Source organism: Acinetobacter sp. NS-4, assembly GCF_037402435.1.
GTDB lineage: Bacteria > Pseudomonadota > Gammaproteobacteria > Pseudomonadales > Moraxellaceae > Acinetobacter.
Genome location: NZ_JBBEUE010000002.1, coordinates 180,157 through 204,875 on the forward strand (window position 1 = coordinate 180,157; position 24,719 = coordinate 204,875).

Consider the following 24,719-nt stretch of genomic DNA (forward strand, 5'->3'; position numbering starts at 1 on the left):
AATGGGTAAAAAGAAATTAGTATAATTTACACACACTTGAAATAAAGTGTACTGATGAGTACACTTTAACCATGAATTAGTCATACTTTAATCGGCTAACATAACCCGGGTTCCTTACATGCCTTACTTGTTGCTTGGTGTAGGATTTTTCTTATTTATTTTCAGCATTTTAATGCTAGTAAATCCATCCTTGAATCACTTCGACTGGGTGATCACGGAATGGCTGAGCCAGCATCGTAGCCTGCCTTTGAATAAGATATTCATCACACTTTCGACTATAGGCGGCATGCCATTTGTATTATTTTTAACCACAGTCTGGTGTTTCCACCAAGCCTGGTATAAAAAATATGCAAATGTTATTTTCATTAGTTTAGGACTGATAGGAAGTATAGCCACGGTTTGGCTGCTCAAATATGTAATTTCAAGACCTCGCCCACCCGAAATGTATCATCTGGTCAACAGCTATGGTGCTGCATTTCCCAGCGCTCATAGTGTTTATGCCGCTACCTTGGGTTGTCTTGCAATTTATCTAAGCCTTCGACATTCCAAACAGCACATCATTGTTATTGTTGCTTTTATGTGGTTGTTGATCATGGGAATTTCCAGGGTTTACCTTGGCGTGCATTTTTTCTCTGATGTCTTAGCCGGTTGGAGCATAAGTTTTATTTGGATCACACTACTTTATCGGCTGTATGCCAAATTGAGTAGGGCGAGAACAAATTAGTTTTTAGATAATAATCTAATCGAGGTGGAAGAATGATGTCTGCAAAGCTCTGGGCGCCCGCCCTTACCGCTTGCGCATTAGCAACAAGTATTGCACTTGTTGGTTGTAGCAAAGATCCTAAGGATGCGCAGCAAGCTGCAGCAGCCCAACAAATGCCACCTACTGAAGTCGGTGTCATTGTTGCCCAACCACAAAGCGTAGAGCAATCTGTAGAACTTTCAGGCCGTACCACGGCATTTGAAATTTCTGAAGTCCGCCCACAAACCAGTGGTGTGATTCTCAAGCGTCTATTCACTGAAGGCAGTTATGTACGTGAAGGTCAGGCGCTTTATCAAATTGATTCCAGCACAAACCGTGCAAACGTCGATAATGCCCGTGCTTCTATTGCCAGTGCTGAAGCAAATCTGAATGTTCTACGTGTCAAAGAAGGCCGTTACCGCCAATTGGTCGGTACAAATGCCATTTCAAAACAAGAATATGACGATATCGCTGCACAAGTAAAACTGGCTGAAGCAACCTTGAATGCAAGCCGTGCAACCTTGAAAAATGCCGAAATCAACTTGGGCTACTCAACTGTACGTGCACCGATTTCTGGTCAGACTAACCGCTCAACAGTTACTTCAGGCGCTTTGGTAACAATGAACCAAGAAAGTCCATTGGTGACTATTCAGCGTTTAGACCCGATTTATGTCGACATTAACCAGTCTAGTGCAGAACTCTTGCGTTTACGCCAGCAGTTGAATCAAGGCAGCTTAGGTAGCAGCAACAACACTAAAGTGAAGCTTAAACTGGAAGATGGCAGCTATTACCCGGTTGAAGGCCGTCTTGCATTCTCGGATGCCAGTGTAAATCCGGAAACGGGGACGGTAACTTTACGCGCGGTGTTCCAGAACCCGAATCATTTATTACTTCCAGGTATGTATGCGACTGCACAAATCGTGCAAGGTGTGATTCCGAATGCCATGCTGATTCCTCAGGCAGCGATTACCCGTACTCCAACAGGTCAAGCCATTGCCATGGTCGTGAATGCCAAAGGTGTGGTTGAAACACGTCCGGTAGAAACTGCCGGCGTTCAAGCTAAAGACTGGATTGTGACCAAGGGCTTGCAAACTGGTGAAAAAGTGATTGTGGATGGTATTGCCAAGGTGAAAGAAGGTGCAACTGTGGTTGCGAAGCCTTACCAACCTCAAGCCGCTGCGCCTCAAGGTGCAGGTCAACCTGCAGCAGAAGCAAATAAAGCAGGCCAGCCAGCCGGTCAAGCACAACCGAAAACTGAACAAAAATCTACTTCAAATGCATAAGGGGTAGACTAAATGGCTCACTTTTTTATTCATCGCCCGATTTTTGCATGGGTGATTGCATTGGTGATTATGCTGGCGGGTATTTTAACCCTCAGCAAAATGCCGATTGCACAATATCCGACTATTGCGCCGCCAACGGTGACCATTGCTGCGACCTATCCAGGTGCATCTGCTGAAACTGTAGAAAATACAGTGACCCAGATTATTGAACAGCAAATGAACGGTCTTGACGGTTTACGCTATATTTCTTCAAATAGTGCGGGTAACGGTCAGGCATCGATTGCCTTGAACTTTGAACAAGGGATCGATCCCGATATTGCCCAAGTTCAGGTACAAAACAAATTGCAGTCTGCAACTGCGCTACTGCCTGAAGATGTACAGCGTCAGGGCCTCAAGGTGACCAAATCAGGTGCCAGCTTCCTGCAAGTTTTAGCATTCTATTCACCGAATGGCTCAATGACTGACGCCGACATTAAAGACTATGTAAACTCCAATATTTCTGAACCGCTGAGCCGTGTGGCAGGTGTGGGTGAAGTGCAGGTGTTTGGTGGCTCTTATGCCATGCGTATCTGGCTGGATCCGGCGAAACTCAGCAGTTATCAACTGACTCCAAGTGATGTGGTGGCTGCCCTGCGTACTCAAAACGCACAGGTTGCCGTAGGTCAATTGGGTGGTGCGCCTGCTGTTGAAGGTCAGGTACTGAATGCGACTGTAAACGCGCAAAGCCTGTTACAAACAGCTGATCAGTTCCGTTCTATTTTCCTGAAAAATATCGGTTCCGGTGCAAAAGTGACGATTGGTGATGTCGCTAAAGTTGAATTGGGTTCTGATAACTATCAGTTCACTTCTAAATTTAACGGCAAACCTGCAGGTGGTGTAGCGATTAAATTGGCTACCGGTGCAAACGCACTCGACACAGCTACAGCTGTTGAAGAACGCTTGCAACAACTTCGTAAAAACTATCCGAGTGATCTGAAAGACCAACTGGCGTTTGATACTACTCCATTTATCAAACTCTCTATTGAAAGTGTGGTTCACACTTTAGTTGAAGCGATCATCCTGGTATTCCTGGTGATGTTCCTGTTCTTGCAGAACTGGCGTGCAACCCTGATTCCAACCATGGCCGTTCCAGTGGTGGTATTGGGTACTTTTGCCATCATCAACCTGTTTGGCTTCTCGATTAACACGCTCACCATGTTTGCCATGGTACTGGCCATTGGTCTGCTGGTGGATGATGCGATTGTGGTGGTCGAAAACGTTGAACGTGTCATGCAGGAAGAACATCTCGATCCGGTTAGCGCGACTGAAAAGTCGATGCATCAGATTTCGGGTGCCCTGATCGGGATTACCACAGTATTAACCGCTGTATTCGTACCGATGGCCTTCTTTAGTGGAACGACCGGTGTAATTTATCGCCAGTTCTCGATCACGCTTGTGACCGCGATGATTTTATCTCTGGCGATTGCCCTGACCTTTACCCCTGCCCTTTGTGCAACCTTGCTCAAACAGCATGATAAAGACAAGCCGGAAAGTAATGGTGTGTTCGCCCGCTTCTTCCGCTGGTTTAACCATAGCTTTGACCGCATGTCGGGTGGTTACCAGAAATGGGTTGGCAAACTGCTTATCCATAAAGTGATTGCCGGCGTTATTTATGCTGTGGTGATTGCTGGTCTATTGTTCCTGTTCAAGAACCTGCCAAGCTCATTCCTGCCGAATGAAGACCAAGGTGTGGTGATGACTCTGGTTCAATTACCGCCGAATGCGACACTTAACCGTACAGAAAAAGTTATTGATCAGATGACTGGCTTCTTTATGGAAGGTGAAAAAGCCAACGTCGATTCTGTATTCAGTGTCGCAGGCTTCTCTTTCACCGGTGTTGGTCAGAATGCCGGTTTAGCCTTCATTAAATTGAAAGACTGGAGCGAACGTACTACGCCTGAATCACAAATCGGTGCCATTATCCAGCGTGGTATGGCATTGAACGTGATTGCCAAAGATGCTTCTTATGTAATGCCGTTGCAGCTTCCTGCAATGCCAGAACTGGGGGTTTCTGCCGGCTTTAACTTACAGTTGAAAGATGCTGCAGGTAGCGGTCATGAAAAACTGATTACTGCACGTAACATGATCTTGGGTATGGCTGCGCAAGACAAACGCCTTGCCGGTGTACGTCCAAACGGTCAGGAAGATACGCCACAATACAAAGTGTATGTGGATAACGAAAAAGCCAGCTCTATGGGCGTAAGCATTGCTGAAATCAACAACACCATGCGTATTGCCTGGGGCGGTTCATACATTAATGACTTTATTGACCGCGGTCGCGTGAAAAAAGTCTATGTTCAAGCCGTACCTGATGCGCGTATGATGCCGGAAGATTTAAACAAATGGTACGTACGTAATAACCTGGGACAAATGGTGCCGTTTTCTGCCTTTGCAACCGGTGAATGGACATATGGTTCGCCACGTCTTGAACGTTATAACGGTATTTCATCGGTGAACATTCAGGGTACTCCTGCACCGGGCGTCAGCTCAGGTGATGCGATGCTTGCCATGGAAGAAATTATTGCCAAGCTCCCGCAAATGGGCATGGCTGGATTCGACTATGAATGGACAGGTTTATCTTTAGAAGAACGTGAAGCAGGTTCGCAAACTGCGGGTCTATACGGACTTTCTATGTTAATCGTGTTCCTGTGTCTTGCTGCATTGTATGAAAGCTGGTCTATTCCATTCTCGGTACTGTTGGTGATTCCTTTAGGTATTGTCGGTGCAATTGGCTTAACTTTCCTCGGCATGGTGGTACTGAAAGATCCAAACTTGTCGAATAACATTTACTTCCAGGTCGCGATTATTGCCGTCATTGGTTTGGCCGCGAAGAATGCGATCCTGATTGTAGAATTCGCCAAGGAGCTGCAAGAAGATAAAGGCGAGCCTTTACTTGAAGCCACTTTGCATGCTGCAAAAATGCGTTTACGTCCAATCATTATGACCACCCTTGCCTTCGGTTTTGGTGTACTTCCACTGGCCATTGCTTCAGGTGCCGGTGCAGGTAGCCAGCACTCGGTCGGTTATGGTGTACTGGGTGGCGTAATCAGTTCAACTTTATTGGGTATCTTCTTTATTCCTGTGTTCTATGTCTGGATTCGAAGTATCTTTAAATACAAACCTAAAAAACGAAATGATCAGGAGCAAACATCGTGATGCAAAAGGTATGGTCTATTTCAGGTCGTAGCATTGCGGTATCTGCACTTGCGCTTGCTTTGACTGCATGTCAAAGCATGCGTGGCCCAGAGCCCGTAGCTCAAGCAAATATTCCAGAACAAGGTTATCTAACTGCTAATTCTGGACCTTCAATTGCTGAGCAAGGTTATAAAGACTTTTTTGCCGATCAACGCTTGCTTCAAGTGCTTGATCTGGCATTAGCCAATAACCGTGACTTGCGTACTTCGACCTTAAACATTCAACGTGCGCAGCAACAGTATCAAATCACCCAGAACAACCAGCTTCCTACTATTGGTGCCAGTGGTAGCGTGCTTCGTCAAGACACGCTCAACACCAGTGGTGCCATGACCAGCTACAATGTAGGTCTAGGTGTAACTGCCTATGAGCTGGATTTTTGGGGTCGTGTTCGTAGCTTAAAAGACAATGCTTTAGATACTTACCTGGCAACGTCGAGTGCACGTGATGCCACTCAGATTGCGCTGATTGGTCAAGTGGCTCAGGCATGGTTGAACTATTCGTTTGCCAATGCAAATTTAAAACTTGCAGACCAAACATTAAAAGCTCAACTGGAGTCTTATAATCTCAACAAAAAACGTTTCGATGTCGGCATCGACAGTGAAGTTCCTGTCCGTCAGGCACAGATTTCTGTAGAAACGGCGCGTAACGACGTTGCCAATTACAAGACCCAGATTGCACAGGCACGGAACCTGTTGAATCTGCTGGTCGGTCAAGCGGTTCCAGCGAACCTGTTGCCAAGCCAACGCGTAACACGTATTACCAGCAGCAGTGCCCTAACTGCAGGCTTACCAAGTGATTTGTTAAATAACCGTCCTGACCTGCGTGCTGCCGAATATAAACTTTCTGCAGCAGGTGCCAATATCGGTGCAGCTAAGGCACGCATGTTCCCGACCATCAGTTTGACCGGTAATGCAGGCTATGCGTCAACCAGCTTAAGCGACCTGTTTAAATCAGGTGGTTTTGTCTGGTCTATTGGTCCAAGTATTGACCTGCCAATCTTCGATTGGGGCACACGTAAGGCCAACATCAAGATTTCAGAAACAGATCAGCAAATTGCCTTGTCTGATTATGAAAAATCTATTCAATCCGCTTTCCGCGAAGTGAATGATGCCTTGGCAGTACGTCAAAATATTGGTGACCGTTTAGCAGCGCAGCGCCGTCTGGTGGATGCAACCAATACCACTTATCGACTGTCGAATGCCCGCTTCCGTGCCGGTATTGACAGTTACCTGACGGTACTGGATGCACAACGTGCCTCTTATGCAGCTGAACAAGGTTTATTGTTGCTTGAACAGGCCAACATGAATAACCAGGTTGAATTGTATAAAACACTGGGCGGCGGTCTTAAAGCCAACACCGGTGATGCCGTTCAACAGGCACCTTCTTCGGCTGAACGTAAAGCTGCAAACAGCGCTCAATAATTTTCAAGTATGATAAAAAAGCCTGCGCCATGCAGGCTTTTTTATTGCTTTTTAAAGCCTGATTTTCTATCTTCACTAGAATCTATTTCATTTGAATATCAAAAAATGCTGCTGAGTAATTTAGAAACTGTTCCGGGACATACCATTCTCCGTCAAATTGACGTGGTCTATGGCAGCACTGTGCGTAGTAAACACGTGGGGCGTGACCTTCTGGCAGGTCTAAAAAATATTGTCGGTGGTGAACTGACCGCTTATACCGAACTGCTGGAAGAATCGCGTCAGGAAGCCATGAACCGCATGATTGAGAAAGCGAAATCTCTAGGTGCAAATGCCGTGGTGGGTATCCGTTTTTCAACTTCAAATATTGCCCAAGGTGCTTCGGAACTGTTTGTTTATGGCACTGCGGTGGTGGTTGAAACGAATGCACAAAAATTGCCTGATCCTTTCCCGACGCAAGGCTAAGCCATGGATGCCTTTATTTTAAAAGTCGTCATTTTTGTAATTTTATTTGCGATAGGCTGGGGCTTTGGTCGCCATACTGAAACAAAGCATTTAACTGAACTGGATGAACAAGAACGGCGTTTGGCCTATATCACCTTGGACAATAACCGTTTTAAGACCTCTCCACATCCGGGGCAACTGGTCAGCAGCAATGTGGTGATTTCCCATGACTACTTTAAATATGTGATTGCCAATATCCAGAATTTTTTTGGTGGTCGCTTAACCAGCTATGAAAGTATGGTTGAACGTGCCCGCCGTGAAGCCATTATCCGCTTAAAGCTGGAAGCAGAAAAAATGGGCGCCACCCATATTATGGGCTTACGCCTAAGTACAACCGAGATGGGGATGCAAGGCGGCATGGTGGAAGTGTTTGCTTATGGCACGGCGATTCAGGGTTAAGTAAATTAAATAAGGTTTGAATCTCCCCCCCTAAATCCCCCCTTTTTCAAAGGGGGACTTGCCATGTATTTCATTGGCTTTCAAGAAGCATAGCTCCTCCCTTTTTAAAGGGAGGTTGGGAGGGATTAAGTTTTTATAAAAAATATCCTCATCCCACTCCTCTCTTGCACTTCGTTTAAAGCTCTGCTTTAAACTTTTTCAGAGAAAGGGGCATCATATTATTTCATAAATGTTTGAGTTACATAATGGAATCCCTCTCCTTCTAAGAGGTGAGCATCCTCAGAATATATTCTAAGTGCGCAAGGGAAAGATTATATCTTTGACCAAGTTTTACCATTTTGATAATCCTCCTTTTTCAAAGGGGGATTATCAAGCTTCTTCCTTTAAAAAGGAGGGCGCTTGAATTATTTCACCTTCATCTTACGGATCATTTTATACAGTGTGCTTGGTGATAAGCGCGATACCCATACACCCAGTTTTTCTTTAGTCCCACCCACCACAATATATTCTTCATTGTTCAACAAAGCTGTGACCACGGTTTTTGCAAAAACGTCCGGTTCCAGACCATTTTCAATGGCTTCATCCTGATGTCCCTGCGCTTTACCTTCGCCATTTAAGGCATTAAACGACACATTGGTTTTGACAAAACCCGGGAATACCACACTCACATTCACGCCATCTTGTGCCACCTCTGCACGCAAGCTATTGGCCCACATATGAATAGCCGCTTTTGCCGCCGAATAGCTGGCACGGTATTGGGTACCCAATAAACCCGCCACACTGGAAACAAAGATAATCCGGCCCGACTTCTGTTTCAGGAAAGTCGGCAAAACGGTTTTGGTCAGAAAAACTTGCGAGAAGTAATCTACTTCCATAATCGCGCGTTCAGTTTGCATGGTGGTATCGGCAATTAAGGCACGCTGGCTTAAACCGGCATTGTTAATCAGCCAGTCAATACGACTTTTTTGGTTCAGCACCTGTTCATAGGCATGGCGAACCTGATTTTCATCGGTAATATCGGCACTGATACAAATATGCTGTTCAGGATGGGCAAGACTTAAACGGACATTTTCCAGCTCCTCCACGCGGCGTGCAGTCAGTACCACCTGCGCACCCTGCAAGGCACATTCCTGAGCAAGTGCCTTACCCAAGCCTGAAGATGCACCGGTAATCCATACTACTTTATTGTCTAAACTGCCCTGCTGCGCCATGTGATGGTTCCTGTTTTAAGTTACGATTCAGAATTGTTTGAGCTGTCTTTTTTAGGCTCTGGATTCAAAAACATCAGAAAATGGTCAAAGTAACGATGGGTTTCGTGAGCATCGTAATAAGTCCCGATTTTTTCTAAACGTTTATAGCCTATTTGCGTGGTAAAACTAATAACACCATTTAAGGTTTTATCAACCACAAAATTGAATTTCAACATTTTTTTAGGCTCACGTACCAAATGGGTCACGCCCTGATCGACCATTTCGGTAAAAGCTTTCAAAGCAGGCGAAATATATTGGCTATTGCCGCTTTTGACTTGTTCCACACAGCCTAGCAGTTCCACCACCAACACATGATCAACACGATAGGAAATATAGTTTTGACCATTTTTTTCGTGTGCCATCTTAATCAAATAATTGACCATAGGAATCAAGCGGTCATTACCAAAAAATGAAACCGACCACGGCATATATTTACGGACGGTATCGATAATTTGTTGAACTGCCTTTTCAGATTCTTGATCACCGGAGGTAGATAAACGGGCAATTTCACCAAACACCTGATCGACAATTTCACAGGAGATATCTGCCAGCACTTCACCCAGCGGTTTGGCCAGACTTTCGTTTTCGCCCTGATTCAGTTGCTGGTGTATTTGCTGGAACCGTTGATGCGTTTCGGCCTTTAATTTTAAAGAAATCATATAACTCATAATAATTATCTCCTTTTAGAATTGTTCTGCGATCATCTGCGCTGTTTTTATAATACTCTCATCATAGAACCTAATTGTGTATGTGCCAAATGCTTATTTTTTGCATTTTCTTTAGCTGCCTAATCTGTGTTTTTTTTTGCTACAATAGATGCAATTTTTTATTCACTTTCGATCTGTTTTCACTATGACTGATTCTGCGCAAAATATTGCTACGACCTACGATCCTACCGAGATCGAGAAAAAATGGTACAAGACTTGGGAAGAGAACGGCTACTTCAAGCCATCTCAGAAAGGCGATTCATTCTGTATCATGATTCCGCCACCAAACGTCACCGGTAGTTTGCACATGGGTCATGGTTTTAACAATGCCATTATGGATGCCTTGACGCGCTACAACCGTATGTCTGGCAAAAACACCTTGTGGCAACCCGGTACTGACCATGCCGGTATCGCTACGCAAATGGTTGTAGAACGTCAGCTGGGTGCTCAAGGTGTAAGCCGTCATGACTTGGGCCGTGAAAAGTTCATCGAAAAAGTCTGGGAATGGAAAGAACAGTCTGGCGGCAACATTACCCATCAAATCCGTCGTCTAGGCTCATCTGTAGACTGGTCACGTGAACGCTTCACCATGGATGAAGGCTTATCGAATGCGGTTAAAGAAGTATTCGTCAAACTTCACGAACAAGGTTTGATCTACCGCGGTAAACGTCTGGTTAACTGGGATCCAAAACTACAAACTGCCCTATCTGACCTAGAAGTAGAGTCTGATAAAGAAGAAGCAGGTTCGCTGTGGCATTTCAAATATTTCTTTGAAGATAAATCACTGCGTACCCACGACGGTAAAGACTACATCGTTGTTGCTACGACTCGTCCGGAAACATTGTTAGGCGATACCGCTGTTGCAGTTGCACTGGATGATGAACGTTATGCAGACCTCGTTGGCAAAAACATCATCCTGCCAATTACCGGTCGTGCAGTTGCGATTGTAAAAGATGAATATGTAGACAAAGAATTCGGTACCGGCTGTGTGAAAATCACCCCTGCGCACGACTTCAATGACTACGAAGTGGGTAAACGCTGCGAATTGCCAATCATCAACATCTTTAACAAAAATGCTGAAGTGTTGGCTGAGTTTGAATACATCGCAAAAGCGGGCGAGCAAATTTCTAAAACCATCCCTGCGCCTGCAGAATATGTTGGTTTAGAGCGTTTTGAAGCACGTAAAAAACTGGTTGAACAAGCTGAAGCTGAAGGCTGGTTAGATCAAATCCAACCCTACACCTTGAAACCACCTCGCGGTGACCGTTCAGGTGTGATCGTTGAGCCATTATTGACTGACCAATGGTACGTAAAAATTGCGCCACTTGCTGAGCCTGCAATTAAAGCCGTGAAAGATGGCGAGATTAAATTCGTTCCTGAGCAATACAGCAACATGTACATGGCTTGGATGAACAACATTCAGGACTGGTGTATTTCGCGTCAATTGTGGTGGGGTCACCGTATTCCTGCTTGGTATGATGCAGAAGGCAACGTATATGTAGGTCGTGACGAAGCTGAAGTTCGTGCGAAAAACAACATCCCTGCTGACGTTGAACTCAACCAAGACGAAGACGTGTTAGATACATGGTTCTCATCTGGTCTTTGGACATTCTCAACCTTAGGTTGGACTGGCGACGAAGCAAAAGACAAAGCCAACTACTTCTTAAATACCTTCCACCCGACTGATGTATTGGTGACTGGCTTTGACATCATCTTCTTCTGGGTTGCCCGCATGATCATGATGACCATGCACTTCATGAAAAATGAAGACGGCACGCCACAAGTTCCGTTCAAAACTGTGTATGTACACGGTTTGGTACGTGACGGCGAAGGCCAGAAGATGTCTAAATCTAAGGGTAACGTACTTGACCCATTAGACCTGATTGACGGTGTTGACCTTGAAACCTTGGTACAAAAACGTACCTTTGGTTTGATGAACCCGAAACAAGCGGCGAAGATTGAAAAATCTACCCGTAAAGAATTCCCGGAAGGTATTCAGGCTTACGGTACCGATGCTGTTCGTTTCACATTCTGTGCGCTTGCAAACACCGGTCGTGACATCAAGTTCGACATGAAACGTGTGGAAGGTTACCGTAACTTTGCCAACAAAATCTGGAACGGTACCCGTTTCGTATTGATGAACGTTGAAGGTCAAACGGTAGGTCAAACTGCGCGTCCTGATCTTTGGGAATTGCCTGAACAATGGATCGTAAGTCGTCTGCAAAAGGCGGAAGCTGCAGTTCAACAAGCATTTGCGACTTATCGTTTAGACCTGGCTGCACAAGCAATTTATGAATTCATCTGGAATGAATACTGTGACTGGTATGTAGAGCTGACTAAGCCTGTTCTAAATGATGAAAACGTTTCTGAAGAGCGTAAAGCTGAAGTTCGTCGTGTGTTATTGGCAGTGATGGAAGCGTCTTTACGTCTTGCTCACCCAATCATGCCGTACTTGACTGAAGAAATTTGGCAAACGCTTGCACCAATGATTGGTCTAGGTGCTGAAACCATTATGCTTGCACCATACCCTGTTGCTGACCAAGCATTGATGAACGACCAGGCTGAAGCTGATATGCAATGGCTGCAAGGTTTGATTGGTGCGGTACGTAACATTCGTGGTGAGATGGGTCTAGGTAATGCGCGTTTATTACCTGTTCTGCTTCAAAACACGACTGATGCTGAAAAAGCACAAATTGCTCGTATTGAACCGTTATTTAAAGCATTGGCGAAAGTTGAAAGCATTACCTTCTTGGCTGATGGCGAACAACCACCATTGTCTTCTTCTTCTGTAGTCGGTCACGTATCTGTGTACGTTCCAATGAAGGGCTTAATTGATCCTAAAGCGGAATTGGGTCGTCTGCAAAAAGACTTGGACAAGGTTCAAAAGCAACATGACCAGATTGCCAACAAACTTTCGAATGAAGGTTTTGTAGCGAAAGCACCTGCTGCTGTGGTTGAAGGCGAGAAAGTGAAACTTGCTGAGTTTGCTGACCAGTTAGCGAAGATTAAAGCGAATATGGAGCAAATTGCGGCGCTTTAAGGTGTTGTTAGTTTAAACTAATTTGTGTATAAAGGGCTGATTATTCAGCCCTTTATAGTTTAAAATATTAAAAAATCAAATTGAGACAGAAGCGTATTTTGAAAATATTATTCACAAAATAAAAAAAGAGATTAACAAAGCGCAAAAAGATATAAAAATATGTATAGCGTGGATTTCTTTCGAAATAATAGAAAAAGAACTTTTAAAAGCAGCAGATAGAGGCATTTCAATCGAAATCATTTACTATTACACCCCAACTAATACTAAATGGGTTGATAGTATTGAAAATTTAAAAAAATCAAATATTCAATTATTTCCTATACATATTTATACAGGCTATATGCATAATAAGTTTTGTATAATCGACTTTAATACTCTTATAACTGGAAGCTTCAATTGGACTTATAATGCTCAAAATCATTTTGAGAACATTTTAATAATTAGAAATGATTATGAAGTCATTAAAGGGTATTTACACGAATTTTTCGATCTAAAAGAATATTTTATTGGTCATACATTAAGTTTAAAACAGAATTGCCATATTTCAAAATGTCGATCTTTTTCTTTTAATATAGGAATTCTTGGTCAAGAACAAGGTCAATATGAAGAATCTATAGTTCAGATTTATAATATATGTATAACTTCAAAAGGAGAAATTAAACATGTAAATTTTCTGTATGAAGAATACTATCAATATCTTCATAATTATTTAGAACTTAAAGATGAAAATTTTTGGAGTTATGATGAATATCAAATTTCTTCTGTAGAAGAATTACTTCAAGAATTTAATAAAGAACGAAAAAAACAAGAAGAAATTACAAAATTTTTTAATAATACATCTTCGCAAAATAATAAAATTTACAGTGTCGGCATTGTAAGCTATGAAAATTATAATGCCCATATAGAATATGGCGAATACTTAGAAAAAAAGATAGATATAATCTGGAAACATACATATTTTAGAAAAAGAATTCCTGACAATATATTTGAATATGAACATGATTCCATTACAAAAATTATTTTAAAAGCTGAAGGTTATTAAAATCAAATAAGAAATTTAAGACTCATAAAACGCTTGGCACGTAGTATTTTCCACATGAGTTGTTCTGTATCGGTGGTGGTGTGGTGCATGGATTTTGCGAATTCTAATAATTGTGGATCGAGCTTTTGATTCATGGAATTTTGTTTTTATAGTTTTTTCAAAAATATCAAATAACTCTATATACCTTCAATAATTCTCTAATGAAGCTCCCTCTCCTTCTAGGAGAGGGCTAGGGAGAGGTGCTTTTATCCAATTAAGAAACCCTCATCCCCCCGCCTTCTCCCATAGGGAGAAGGAGCTTTCATTACTAATCTTTTTTCAGTTGTGAACACACCTGCCATAAATCCTCGAATACCACATCCATCCTTCCCAACACATCATTATTCCAATATCGTACAATGGTTAAACCCAAAGCCTCTAAAAACTTGGTGCGTTCAGCATCGTATTCAATAGCATCATCCGTTCCATGCTGACCGCCATCCAACTCAATCACCAAACCAATGCCATGACAGTAAAAATCCACAATATAAGGTTCAATCACATGCTGACGGCGAAATTTAAGATTCATAAAACGCTTGGCGCGGAGTATTTGCCACATCAGGTGTTCGGCATCTGTGGCGGTGTGGCGCATGGATTTGGCGAAAGCGAGTAATTGGGGATCGAGTTTCTTATTCATTTTGGATTTAATTTTTATTATTTTTTCAAAAATAGCAAAAAATGCTCCATGTCTTCAATCATTCTCTAATGAAGTTCCCTCTCCTCTCAGGAGAGGGTTAGGGAGAGGTGCTTTTGATTTTCTTTCTTTATAACTTCTTCCCTCACCCCGACCCTCTCCCAAAGAGAGAGGGAGAAAAGACCTATAACGCCCCATTCTTCAACAACATCTCCAACCCACTCTCTTTCCCCATATACATCAGCCTTTGCTTCTCCGTTTTAAGCTGTTGCTTCACAGCAGATACATCCGCATCAATCTGCTTATACAAATCCATAATATTCAGTTGCCCTTTCGACTTCTGCACCGCAATTTTGGCTTTGTCCAACCACACGAGCGGGTCAATCAATTCCTGAATCTGCTTCTTTAACGACTGGCTTTGCGCTTCTAAAGCCTGTTGGTAAAACTTCACTTGCTCCGTACTTAAACCCTTATTTGAACCAGTTTTACTTTGCTCAACTTCCAATTGAAGTTTCAGTAAAAAGAACAAATCTTCTTGTTCATAAGCTTCATTGGCACGTTGTAACAGCTCTGTCTTTGCAGCCTTCTTAGATTCATCAGGTTCACGGTCAGGGTGAATCATCGAGGCAATTTTTAGATAAACCGTTTTTAGTGATTGACTGACTAACTTTTCGGCTTGCGCTTGTTTGTCTTGCTGACGTTTGAGCTTAGCTTGCTCTCGCGCGTGTTGGTATTGCTCACTATTCCAACCTTCAGATTCATAATGATCTTCTTCAATACCTTGATTTTCAGACTCATCAAAAGATTCTGCTATTTTCTTTTTAGGTTTCTTTTTCTGGCTATATTCACTCGCCTGCTGATAATAAGTATGCATTTTATCAACTTCATCCATCTGCTTTTGATTCAGCATGCGTGAGCCTTGTAGCAAACGAGCAAGCGCTTGGATTTTATCTTCCACTTGTGCCGTATCCGACTTGCTTAAATCATAAGAACTTAGGCTATTCCAAAGGGTCTGCATCTGCTCATAGAGCGTAGTATATAACTCACGATAGGCAGGCATTAATGCTTTTTGACTATAAGCACGAATCTCATGTTGCGCCTGTTGCCACTGCTCAAGCTGCTGCTTAAGACGCTCAATCTCATCAATTAAACGATTCAGCTTTTTCTCAGGCTTGGATTGTTCAACTTGAGTCTGAATCGTGGTTTTTAAATCAAATGACATAGCAAGAGAAAGGCAAAAGGGAAATTATAGCTTATTTATATTACCTATCACTCTTCCCATAAAGGAATGGCATCTGTTGTAAATTTTGATTAGATCTGCAAGTTAAAAACATCTTAAATACTGCTCTTTTATTTTTTAGCCTGCCCGCGACATTCTAAAAACACATAGAAATAAAAGATGCTTTCACACTAAATATCATCGCAAAAAACATTTATTTCATAATCATTTATCGGTAACAAAACGGTAAAAAAAACTTGCTTGAGCAAGCATTGAAAACTCGCTTAAGATGAAATCTGATCTATTTATGTACAGAAAAGAAAAACATCTTTTGCATAACAATATAAGCGGCTTTTATTAACCGCTAGGCACTTGATGATAATGAAATAAAAACGGAGTTTTATACATGACACATAAACGTAATATCACTTCCCTACTTTGTGCAAGCACACTCATGCTCAGTCTGAGTGCGTGTATTGACAATAAAGCTCCATCCTCTGAAAAGCCTGCCGGCGGAGATGCCTCTGCTTCAGGCACGCTGGATAAAATTAAAAAGTCTGGCACCATTGTTCTGGGCTATCGCGATTCTTCCATTCCCTTCTCTTATATTGCCGATAATCCAAATCAGCCGGTGGGTTATGCACACGATTTAGAGTTAAAAGTTGTAGATGCGGTGAAGAAAAAGCTGAATATGCCGGATTTAAAAATTCGCTATAACTTGGTGACCAGCCAAAACCGGATTCCGCTGGTGGCTAATGGTACGGTGGATTTGGAATGTGGTTCAACCACCAACAACAAGGAGCGTCAGCAACAGGTCGATTTCTCGGTCGGTTTCTTTGAAGTCGGTTCTCGCCTGCTTACCGCTAAAGATTCCGGAGTGAAAGATTTTGCCGACCTTAAAGGTAAAAAACTGGTCACTACGGCGGGGACGACATCGGAACGTTATATCCGCCAGCATCAGCAGGAATTGGGTATTGGCGAAATCATTTCAGCCAAAGACCATGCCGAATCTTTTCTGATGCTGCAAAATGGCCGTGCGATGGCATTTATGATGGATGACATCTTGCTGGCCGGTGAAAAATCCAAGGCGGCTAACCCGAATAAATGGGAAATTGTCGGTACGGCGCCAATTCACGAAATTTATGGCTGTATGCTGCGTAAAGGCGATACCGGCTTTAAGCAGGTCGTAGATGATGCCATTAAAGCCACCTATAGCTCTGGTGAAATCAACAAAATGTATGAGAAATGGTTCCAGCAGCCAATTCCACCGAAAAATATTAACCTGAACTTCCAGATGTCCGATCAGTTGAAGGCTTTAATCAGCAATCCACATGATCGTGACCAATAAGCATTAGAACAACAACTTTATACATCAGGCAGAAAAAGGACTTTTTGTCTGATGCTACTCAGGAGTTACTATGAATTATAGTTGGAACTGGGGAGTTTTATTACAGTCTACCGGAGTGGGTGACACGACCTACCTGAACTGGATTGTAACCGGTCTGGGCTGGCTGCTGGTCATTGCGGTAGTGGCCTGGAGCATTGCCATGGTTCTGGGCAGTATTTTGGGCATCATGCGCACATTGCCCAGCAAGACCGCACGGGGTATTGGTACGGCTTACGTAACCATCTTTCGTAATGTCCCCTTATTAATTCAATTGTTTATCTGGTTTTATGTGGTTCCTAATTTTTTACCTGCACCCATCAAATTATGGTGGATGAATGATCTGGGCGCGAATACCACGGCACTCATTTCCGCCAGTGTCGGTCTGGGGCTATTTACCGCAGCACGGGTGTGTGAACAGGTGCGTACTGGCATCGAAGCTTTGCCGGTCGGTCAGGTCAATGCCGGTTATGCCATGGGCTTTAGCACTGCTCAGCTATACCGTTATGTGATTTTGCCACAATCCTTCCGCATGATTTTGCCACCGCTCAGTTCCGAACTAACCAACTGTGTCAAAAATACCTCTATCGCTTCATTGGTCGGTGTGGCAGAAATTATTTCCCAGATGAAAACCATCAGTGAATATACCCAGAATACTATCGAAATTTATACCTTTGTGACCATCATCTTTATTGTGATTAACTTCTGTTTAATTCAGGCAATGAATATGCTGGAAAAACGTTTACGTGTTCCCGGTCTGATTGCAGGAGATAAATAATGGAATGGCTCACTGCATTTTTAAATGACTTGCAACTCTCTGCTCCAGCCTTGTGGCATGGTATGAGCATTACCTTAAAAGTGGTCATCAGTGCCACCATCGGCGGTATTTTGATTGGTACCCTGCTGGCCTTGATGCGCCTGTCTTCCTTTAAGGTGCTGAATTTATTTGCGCAAGGCTATGTCAATCTGTTCCGTTCAATTCCATTGTTATTGGTGCTGATGTGGTTCTATTTTGCAGTGCCGTTTATCTATACCGCAGTCACCGGAAATTACCTGACCATTGATACGGCACTGGTATCGAGTATCGTGGCCTTTATGCTGTTTGAAGCAGCTTACTTTTCGGAAATTGTCCGTGCCGGGATTCAGTCCATTCCCAAGGGGCAAACTGCGGCCGCCTATGCGCTTGGCATGAGCTATGGTCAGTCCATGCACCTGATTATTTTGCCGCAGGCCTTCCGTAAAATGACCCCTTTACTGTTACAGCAAACCATTATTCTGTTCCAGGATTCAACCATGGTTTATGCCATTGGTTTACTGGACTTTTTCAGAACCAACTACGTACGCGGCGACCTGATGTCGTTATTGACCCAATACATCCTATTTGCCGGTCTGGTGTACTTTAGCGTAAGTATGATCGCGACCTATGCCGTTAAAAAATTACAAAGGAAGTTAACTGTATGACTGATGGTAAAGTGATGATTGATCTGCAAAATGTCAGTAAATGGTACAAAGATTTTCAGGTACTCACCGACTGTACCACCCAGATTCACCAAGGCGAAGTGGTGGTGGTGTGTGGCCCTTCCGGTTCGGGAAAGTCTACCCTGATTAAAACAGTCAATGGTCTGGAGCCTTTTCAGCAAGGCAATATTTTGGTCGATGGCATTTCAATTAAAGACCCGAAAACCAATTTAAACCAACTACGCAGCCGTGTCGGCATGGTATTTCAGCATTTTGAACTGTTTCCACATTTAAGTATCATGGAAAATCTGACCATTGCCCAGATTAAAGTGCTGGGGCGATCTGAAGCAGAAGCCAAGAAAAAAGGCTTGGCCTATCTGGATCGAGTGGGTTTGAGTGCGCAAGCTAACAAGTTTCCTGCGCAACTTTCAGGAGGACAGCAGCAACGCGTAGCCATTGCCCGTGCCTTGAGCATGGACCCGATTGCAATGCTGTTTGATGAACCCACTTCTGCGCTAGATCCGGAAATGATCAATGAAGTGCTGGACGTGATGGTCGAACTGGCCAAAGAAGGCATGACCATGATGTGTGTGACCCATGAAATGGGTTTTGCCCGTCAGGTGGCCAACCGGGTGATTTTTATGGACCAGGGCAAAATTGTCGAAGACTGTACCAAAGATGAGTTTTTTAATACCCAGCGTGGTGAACGTGCCCAGCAGTTCCTGAATAAAATTTTGCACTAATCCTGCAAGATTTAATTATGAAAGATTAATAAAAAGCAGATCGGATGATCTGCTTTTTATTTGGTTATTCTAGAACTAAACGTGCATTGGTGGCCTGTACAGGTCGGTTATTCGGATGTTCCATTAAACTGGAAAAGGCCTGTATCTGCTGTTTCGAGGCTTGTTGAATGTCTTTCAGTACAATCCAGCGCACCCCTTCAGAACAAGGTGGTGTGGTCAATGAACCATTAAAACGATAATAATCTAAATGCTCAGGCAAAAATGCAGCGGCCATGTCTTGGTGTTTTAACTGAACAGCATCACCCGCTTTTTTCGGCAATTCTTTCCATAATTTTTTCAGTTTTTTATTTTCCTGTCCTTGTTCGAACATCACGGCAACTACAGCCAACTCCCCTGGTGCATTGGCATGCACCAAATGCATTTCCATGGCATAGCTTTTCCCATAAATGGTATTTTCACTTGGGCTATGTAAATGGAACTGTTTTAACTGAAAGCTTTGTTGATCCAGCTCTAGCGAACTTCCTTCATGAAAATTGACCTGTACCGTACGGTTGTTATTGATGATGGTTTCAGCTTTAGAACTGTAATTGAATTTTAAGGCTGGCAGTTCAGCAGCTATGGTTTGATCAATATTAATCGGTGATTGATTCAAGCCCTCACAGGCCCGATATTCTGGTTTGATCTTGCTCCACTGTGCAGCTGACTGTGCTGCATATCCCCAATCAAAAACTGTACCTTCGGCTGCGAAAGTAGAATGAATTCCGAACAGTGCCAGGCAAGCAACCATACTCCGTTTCATAGATTAATCCTTAAAATACAATATAAAATGAGCACTTATCTTGTCGGCTTGCTATTTTGAGATCAAAACTAAAACTACCAATTGTTTAGGCTATTTGTATCTAGATTGAGTAATTATTCATCAGAAATGGATGTTAAATATTTCTGTCTTTTATCTTCATTCCATATTCTTTATCCCATCTCAAATCTGAATTAGATTTTTTTATGCACTATAATTGATTATAAAATCATCTAAATTTGCTTTATCAGCATGCATTTTGACTGAATATTGTTTAAATTATTTTTTAACATCTTCGCTTAAGAATATTGCCACTATTCAGTGCCATAAAAATTCAACAAAATTAACTTCTTTTAAAACTGTAAATTCCCCACAATTATCATATATTTATATATAATTTATATTAAAAATTATTGCACTATTATAGTGCGTAAAATACATTTCCAATAACTCTTTGCTTTATATCGAGTCTTATGATTTTTTGAGCTGGTTTAATCAAAATTTCCCAATTTCGACCATCTTCACGAAAACAATCACACGGTTATACTGAACATCTTTTTGTGATTTTAAGCACTAAAATGGAGCCATAAAATGCAAAATATTGATTTACTCTTTCTCCTTCTTGGTGCGATTTTAGTTCTGGCTATGCATGCAGGTTTTGCATTCTTGGAACTGGGGACAGTACGCCACAAAAACCAGGTCAATGCACTCAGTAAAATCCTGACAGATTTTTCCATTTCTGCTATCGCCTATTTTTTTGTGGGCTACTACATTGCTTATGGACAACATTTTTTCCATATTGGGGCAACACTAGCCGCAGATCATGGCTATAACCTGATGCGCTGCTTCTTCTTGCTCACTTTTGCCGCGGCCATCCCGGCCATTATTTCTGGCGGTATTGCGGAACGCGCCAAAATGCGTTCACAAGCGATTGCCACCTTATTGCTGGTTGCCTTGGTCTACCCATTTTTTGAAGGAATCGCCTGGAATGGCAATTTGGGATTACAAGCATGGTTAGGCAAAACATTTGGTGCCAGTTTCCATGACTTTGCCGGTTCTGTGGTTGTGCATGCTATGGGCGGCTGGATTGCGCTGGTTGCAGTGATTTTACTTGGCGCACGTTACGGTCGTTATAAAAAAGATGGTCGCGTGAGTGCACATCCGCCTTCTTCCATTCCTTTTCTTGCCCTCGGTTCCTGGATTTTAATTGTCGGCTGGTTTGGTTTTAACGTGATGAGTGCACAACGTCTGGATGTGATTTCCGGACTGGTCGCCATTAACTCACTCATGGCCATGGTTGGTGGTACCATTTCAGCCAATATCATAGGTAAAAATGACCCGGGCTTCTTGCACAACGGTCCTTTAGCCGGTCTGGTGGCGATCTGTGCAGGTTCGGATGTGGTTCACCCAGTCGGCGCCCTGATTATTGGTGTTATTGCCGGTATCATTTTTGTCAAACTTTTCACCTATACCCAGAACAAACTTAAAGTAGATGATGTACTCGGTGTATGGCCTTTACACGGCGTGTGTGGCACTTTCGGTGGCTTGGCTGTGGGGATTTTTGGACAACAATGGTTAGGCGGTTTGGGGGGTGTTTCCATGATTTCCCAAATCATCGGTACCTTGCTTGCAATCTCTGTTGCACTTGCTGGCGGCTTTATAGTTTACGGTTCACTCAAAGCCATCATGGGTATTCGTTTATCACAAGAAGAAGAATTCCGTGGTGCCGATTTATCGATTCATAAAATTTCAGCCAATTCAGAAGAAACCATTTTTTAATACTTGACTGTTTAAACTGAATCTTGATTTTCAGCGCGACTCGAAAGGGTCGCTTTTTTTATTTTTTAAACTTCATTCCCCATGCAATAGCGAGATAAAACCTACATTGGCATCAAATTTAACATCATAAAAATTGCTTAATTTCGGCCAGACCTTGAATGCGTGCTATCTCCTGCGATACTTCCAAGTCATGAAACCCTTGCAACCATAATGCATTCATTCCTGCACAAATTGCGCCCTGTATATCGTTAACAGGATGATCGCCAATAAACAGGCAATGCTCTGGCGCAATGTCTAACTTTTGACTGGTATACAGAAAAATTTCAGGATTCGGTTTACTGATACCAACCAATTCCGAACTGACAATCTCATCAAAATAATGACTAAAACCCAAGCCCTGTAAAATGGTTAAACGCGTAGCATGACCACCGTTAGAAACTACTGCCAGTTTATAACCTTGCTGTTTTAATTCAATCAGCAGTTGATTGGCCCCTTGCATGGCCACTGCCGATAACCCAAATTGCTGAAACCAGAATTGGGTCAGTTCATCCAGCTCGGGTAAGCTGTGCCATTTTAATTCTTGCAATAAGGCATTAGCCACAGAAGCGGCAATACTGGGATGGGTCAAAAATTCTTTTTTTGGATATCCTCCGTTATCGATGCGGCGGATAATCGCTTGAATTTGCGTGATTTGCTCAGGCTGTAATTGATGCTGATACCTTTGTGCCAGATATTGACTATAAGCCAGAATACTTTGATCACGATGCGTTAAAGTATTATCCAGATCGAATAAAACAGCACGAATAGTCATTTGAATACCTATACAAATCTTGCCGCTAATCTAGCACCGAAGCTTGATTCCATTATGCTCTTTCTTCGATATACTTATCAGTATTGCATGAAAAATGGGGCATGGTTTCCTGCTCTATTTAAAAATTAACTCACCTTCAACCATTACTTAAGTCTCAGTTAAGTTTTTATTGCTGTAATCTGAGCACTTTACTTCATTCATCTTTACTATGCACGATAAGCAACGCTTCATGCTCTATCAGGGCTGCTTCCTCATTATCAGTTTCTGTGTACTTTTGGTGGGCTTCCCTATCGGTGGCTCTCTGGATCTGGCACTGATTCATCCTTGGGTGAGTGAGTCGGGAAAATTTTTGCTCCGTGACAACTGGTATTTAGCCGAGCTAAATCACCGCTATGTTAAAGATTTAATCATTTTAGTCTATGTCATTTTCTGTATGCTCTGGCTCGCATCATTCAAGCTTGAAAAACTCAAACCATTAGGTTGGAGCTATGGCTATTTCTTTTGGCTGGTGATCCTGTCAACCTCAATTATCGGGCTATTAAAATCACAATCGGCTCACGCCTGCCCATGGAATATTACTATTCCCACCCCTCAAGGTTTCTTATGGGATTTTTCTGCCACCAAGGGTCACTGTTTCCCGGGAGGGCATGCTGCTACTGGCTTTGCACTAATGACCGGATATTTTGTTTTTAGACAGTCCGATAAAAAACGTGCCTACTTTTATTTGGTTGCTGGCCTGATTTTAGGTTTTGCCATGGGCTGGGCACAAATGATGCGCGGCGCACATTTTCTTAGCCATAACCTGTGGACTGCCTGGGTGATCTGGCTGGTGAATGTTGGCTTTTATCTGTTCAATTATAAAAAATTCAAACCGGCTTCCGTACAACATCCCTCTTAAACCGAAGGCGAAAGCCTGTTACAAGGGTAATTGCACATTCACCTGTAAACCGCCCAGACTGGCACTCTTGGAAAAAGACAGGCTTCCACCTAAACGCTCAGTGGCTTTGTCTACAATAGACAAGCCCAGACCACTGCCTATTTCCAGATGATGGTGAATCCGGTAAAAGCGCTTAAGTATGTTTTCATACATCTCTGGCGCGATACCTGGTCCACTGTCCTCAACTTGAATCATGGCAAAACCGGCTTGTTTAAACACCGATACATTGATCACCCCTTGATGAGGAGTGTATTTAATCGCGTTATCGATCAGGTTAAAAATGATGGAATGTACAGCCGATTGCTGACTGTGCAGCAGCAGATCTTCTTGTCGCTCCATCCCCAAATCAATTTCTTTTTGCATGGCTAAATGTATGAGTTGTTCTACACAATTCACCGCAACCTGATTGAGCAAAAATTGCTGTTTGGTTTCAACCTCCATGATAGAGGCATCCTGTTTGGCCAGATTGAGTAACTGGCTGACCAAATTCTGAATACGGATTAAGCCCTGACTTAAATTCTGTAAATCCTGATCTTCCGGAGACTGTTTTAACAAAATCTGGATCTGTAAATTCAAGGCAGTGATCGGTGTGCGCAGCTCATGTGCAGCATCGGCAATAAACTGGCGCTGTTCCTGTTGCGATTGTGAAATACGGTCAAACAGATGATTCATTTCAACTATGGTCGGAACAATTTCTACCGGATAATTATTCATTTGAATGGCCGTTAATTCATCTGAATCACGGCGTGCCAATTCTGCCTTAAAGTCATCTAAGGGCTGCAAACTACGACTGATAATCCAGCTCAGCCCCAAAATTACCACAGACATAAACAGCAAATAAGGAAGGAACATGCCGGCTGCCAGTTCTAAAGCCAAGTGCTCTCTGGTCGATTGCTGCTGGCTAATCTGAATCTGTTTATCTTTTAAAGGCAAGACATACGTATGCCAAATATCCTGTGTGGTTTTATGGGTATAAAATCCGGCTTTTTTTACGGGCTGAACCAGCAGGTTTAAGGCATGGGTTTTATAATCCTGATCTGCATAAGACCAGACATCAATAAATAAATCTTCTTCCTGATAATGCTTGGACTGATCGATTTGGCTTTGAATCGGTTCAGGATCATGTAGCGCGACGCGTTCTGCCAGATTTTGCATCTGGGCATCCAGAATTTCATTTATTTCGTCCAGCGCAATCCGGTAAGCCGAGAACACCAGCAGACAGCCAAAAGCAATACTGAAAATTGAAATATAGATAATCAGACGTTTTTTTAATGAATACTGTGGTTGCACCAATGATTAA

At 42.8% G+C, this 24,719-nt stretch carries 21 protein-coding genes and 1 pseudogene; 14 read left to right on the plus strand and 8 right to left on the minus strand.

Annotated elements, in window-relative coordinates; genetic code table 11:
• The first annotated feature begins 118 nt into the window (after positions 1-118).
• From WAE57_RS02355 to WAE57_RS02380, 6 genes are all read left to right on the plus strand, one after another.
• On the plus strand, positions 119-724 hold the full coding sequence (locus WAE57_RS02355) for a phosphatase PAP2 family protein (RefSeq protein ID WP_337707871.1): 606 nt from the start codon (positions 119-121) through the stop codon (positions 722-724).
• A gap of 32 nt (positions 725-756) precedes the next feature.
• Complete coding sequence (locus tag WAE57_RS02360) at positions 757-2,025, plus strand: efflux RND transporter periplasmic adaptor subunit (RefSeq protein WP_237786685.1); 1,269 nt, start codon at positions 757-759, stop codon at positions 2,023-2,025.
• Between the two features lie 12 nt (positions 2,026-2,037).
• Positions 2,038-5,220 carry an efflux RND transporter permease subunit gene (locus WAE57_RS02365; RefSeq protein ID WP_337707874.1) on the plus strand — a complete coding sequence of 1,061 codons (3,183 nt, stop codon included), beginning with the start codon at positions 2,038-2,040 and terminating at the stop codon, positions 5,218-5,220.
• On the plus strand, positions 5,220-6,680 hold the full coding sequence (gene adeK, locus WAE57_RS02370; RefSeq protein WP_337708046.1) for a multidrug efflux RND transporter AdeIJK outer membrane channel subunit AdeK: 1,461 nt from the start codon (positions 5,220-5,222) through the stop codon (positions 6,678-6,680). Before WAE57_RS02365 ends, adeK begins: the two co-directional genes overlap by 1 nt.
• 105 nt (positions 6,681-6,785) lie before the next feature.
• The gene (locus tag WAE57_RS02375) at positions 6,786-7,142 is read left to right on the plus strand and encodes a YbjQ family protein (protein WP_337707876.1); all 357 of its coding nucleotides are present in this window, start codon (positions 6,786-6,788) and stop codon (positions 7,140-7,142) included.
• Positions 7,143-7,145: 3 nt separating this feature from the next.
• Entirely contained in the window at positions 7,146-7,580 is a 435-nt protein-coding gene (locus WAE57_RS02380) for a heavy metal-binding domain-containing protein (protein ID WP_337707878.1), read from the plus strand.
• A gap of 404 nt (positions 7,581-7,984) precedes the next feature.
• Here WAE57_RS02380 and WAE57_RS02385 read toward each other — a convergent pair whose 3' ends face one another.
• A complete protein-coding gene (locus WAE57_RS02385; RefSeq protein ID WP_337707880.1) occupies positions 7,985-8,791 on the minus strand; it encodes an SDR family oxidoreductase in 807 nt (268 codons plus the stop codon).
• Between the two features lie 20 nt (positions 8,792-8,811).
• Complete coding sequence (locus tag WAE57_RS02390; protein ID WP_237786680.1) at positions 8,812-9,498, minus strand: hypothetical protein; 687 nt, start codon at positions 9,496-9,498, stop codon at positions 8,812-8,814.
• Positions 9,499-9,682: 184 nt separating this feature from the next.
• On the opposite strand from WAE57_RS02390, the gene WAE57_RS02395 reads away from it, so the two are divergent.
• Together WAE57_RS02395 and WAE57_RS02400 are read left to right on the plus strand one after the other, a co-directional pair.
• A complete protein-coding gene (locus WAE57_RS02395; protein ID WP_337707882.1) occupies positions 9,683-12,577 on the plus strand; it encodes a valine--tRNA ligase in 2,895 nt (964 codons plus the stop codon).
• Positions 12,578-12,683: 106 nt separating this feature from the next.
• The gene (locus tag WAE57_RS02400) at positions 12,684-13,619 is read left to right on the plus strand and encodes a phospholipase D-like domain-containing protein (protein ID WP_337708048.1); all 936 of its coding nucleotides are present in this window, start codon (positions 12,684-12,686) and stop codon (positions 13,617-13,619) included.
• An 11-nt stretch (positions 13,620-13,630) separates the two neighbouring features.
• On the opposite strand, the pseudogene WAE57_RS02405 reads toward WAE57_RS02400, so the two are convergent.
• The 3 genes and pseudogenes from WAE57_RS02405 to WAE57_RS02415 all read right to left on the minus strand — a co-directional run.
• Positions 13,631-13,753 (minus strand): annotated as a pseudogene (locus WAE57_RS02405) (DUF559 domain-containing protein); the annotation flags it as partial.
• A 173-nt stretch (positions 13,754-13,926) separates the two neighbouring features.
• Positions 13,927-14,295: an endonuclease domain-containing protein gene (locus tag WAE57_RS02410; protein WP_337707884.1), complete on the minus strand. Its 369-nt coding sequence runs from the start codon at positions 14,293-14,295 to the stop codon at positions 13,927-13,929.
• Positions 14,296-14,476: 181 nt separating this feature from the next.
• Complete coding sequence (locus tag WAE57_RS02415) at positions 14,477-15,514, minus strand: molecular chaperone DnaJ (protein WP_337707886.1); 1,038 nt, start codon at positions 15,512-15,514, stop codon at positions 14,477-14,479.
• Between the two features lie 403 nt (positions 15,515-15,917).
• On the opposite strand from WAE57_RS02415, the gene WAE57_RS02420 reads away from it, so the two are divergent.
• From WAE57_RS02420 to WAE57_RS02435, 4 genes are all read left to right on the plus strand, one after another.
• A complete protein-coding gene (locus WAE57_RS02420; protein WP_337707887.1) occupies positions 15,918-16,859 on the plus strand; it encodes a transporter substrate-binding domain-containing protein in 942 nt (313 codons plus the stop codon).
• Between the two features lie 70 nt (positions 16,860-16,929).
• Entirely contained in the window at positions 16,930-17,673 is a 744-nt protein-coding gene (locus tag WAE57_RS02425) for an amino acid ABC transporter permease (RefSeq protein ID WP_337707889.1), read from the plus strand.
• Positions 17,673-18,356, plus strand: coding sequence for an ABC transporter permease subunit (locus tag WAE57_RS02430; protein WP_337707892.1), 684 nt, complete (start codon positions 17,673-17,675; stop codon positions 18,354-18,356). Before WAE57_RS02425 ends, WAE57_RS02430 begins: the two co-directional genes overlap by 1 nt.
• A 14-nt stretch (positions 18,357-18,370) precedes the next feature.
• Positions 18,371-19,096 carry an amino acid ABC transporter ATP-binding protein gene (locus WAE57_RS02435; protein ID WP_337708050.1) on the plus strand — a complete coding sequence of 242 codons (726 nt, stop codon included), beginning with the start codon at positions 18,371-18,373 and terminating at the stop codon, positions 19,094-19,096.
• Positions 19,097-19,160: 64 nt separating this feature from the next.
• Here the strand turns inward: WAE57_RS02435 and WAE57_RS02440 are convergent, their stop codons facing one another.
• Positions 19,161-19,895, minus strand: a complete 735-nt coding sequence (locus WAE57_RS02440; protein ID WP_337707894.1) for a carbonic anhydrase family protein — start codon at positions 19,893-19,895, stop codon at positions 19,161-19,163.
• Between the two features lie 588 nt (positions 19,896-20,483).
• Here WAE57_RS02440 and WAE57_RS02445 point away from each other — a divergent pair.
• Positions 20,484-21,671, plus strand: a complete 1,188-nt coding sequence (locus WAE57_RS02445; protein ID WP_337707895.1) for an ammonium transporter — start codon at positions 20,484-20,486, stop codon at positions 21,669-21,671.
• A 124-nt stretch (positions 21,672-21,795) separates the two neighbouring features.
• Here the strand turns inward: WAE57_RS02445 and WAE57_RS02450 are convergent, their stop codons facing one another.
• Positions 21,796-22,482 carry an HAD family hydrolase gene (locus WAE57_RS02450; protein WP_337707897.1) on the minus strand — a complete coding sequence of 229 codons (687 nt, stop codon included), beginning with the start codon at positions 22,480-22,482 and terminating at the stop codon, positions 21,796-21,798.
• Positions 22,483-22,690: 208 nt separating this feature from the next.
• On the opposite strand from WAE57_RS02450, the gene WAE57_RS02455 reads away from it, so the two are divergent.
• Positions 22,691-23,380 (plus strand): phosphatase PAP2 family protein, encoded by a 690-nt coding sequence (locus tag WAE57_RS02455; protein ID WP_337707899.1) that lies wholly within the window; start codon positions 22,691-22,693, stop codon positions 23,378-23,380.
• An 18-nt stretch (positions 23,381-23,398) separates the two neighbouring features.
• Here the strand turns inward: WAE57_RS02455 and WAE57_RS02460 are convergent, their stop codons facing one another.
• The gene (locus WAE57_RS02460) at positions 23,399-24,709 is read right to left on the minus strand and encodes an ATP-binding protein (RefSeq protein ID WP_237786668.1); all 1,311 of its coding nucleotides are present in this window, start codon (positions 24,707-24,709) and stop codon (positions 23,399-23,401) included.
• Positions 24,710-24,719 lie beyond the last annotated feature (10 nt).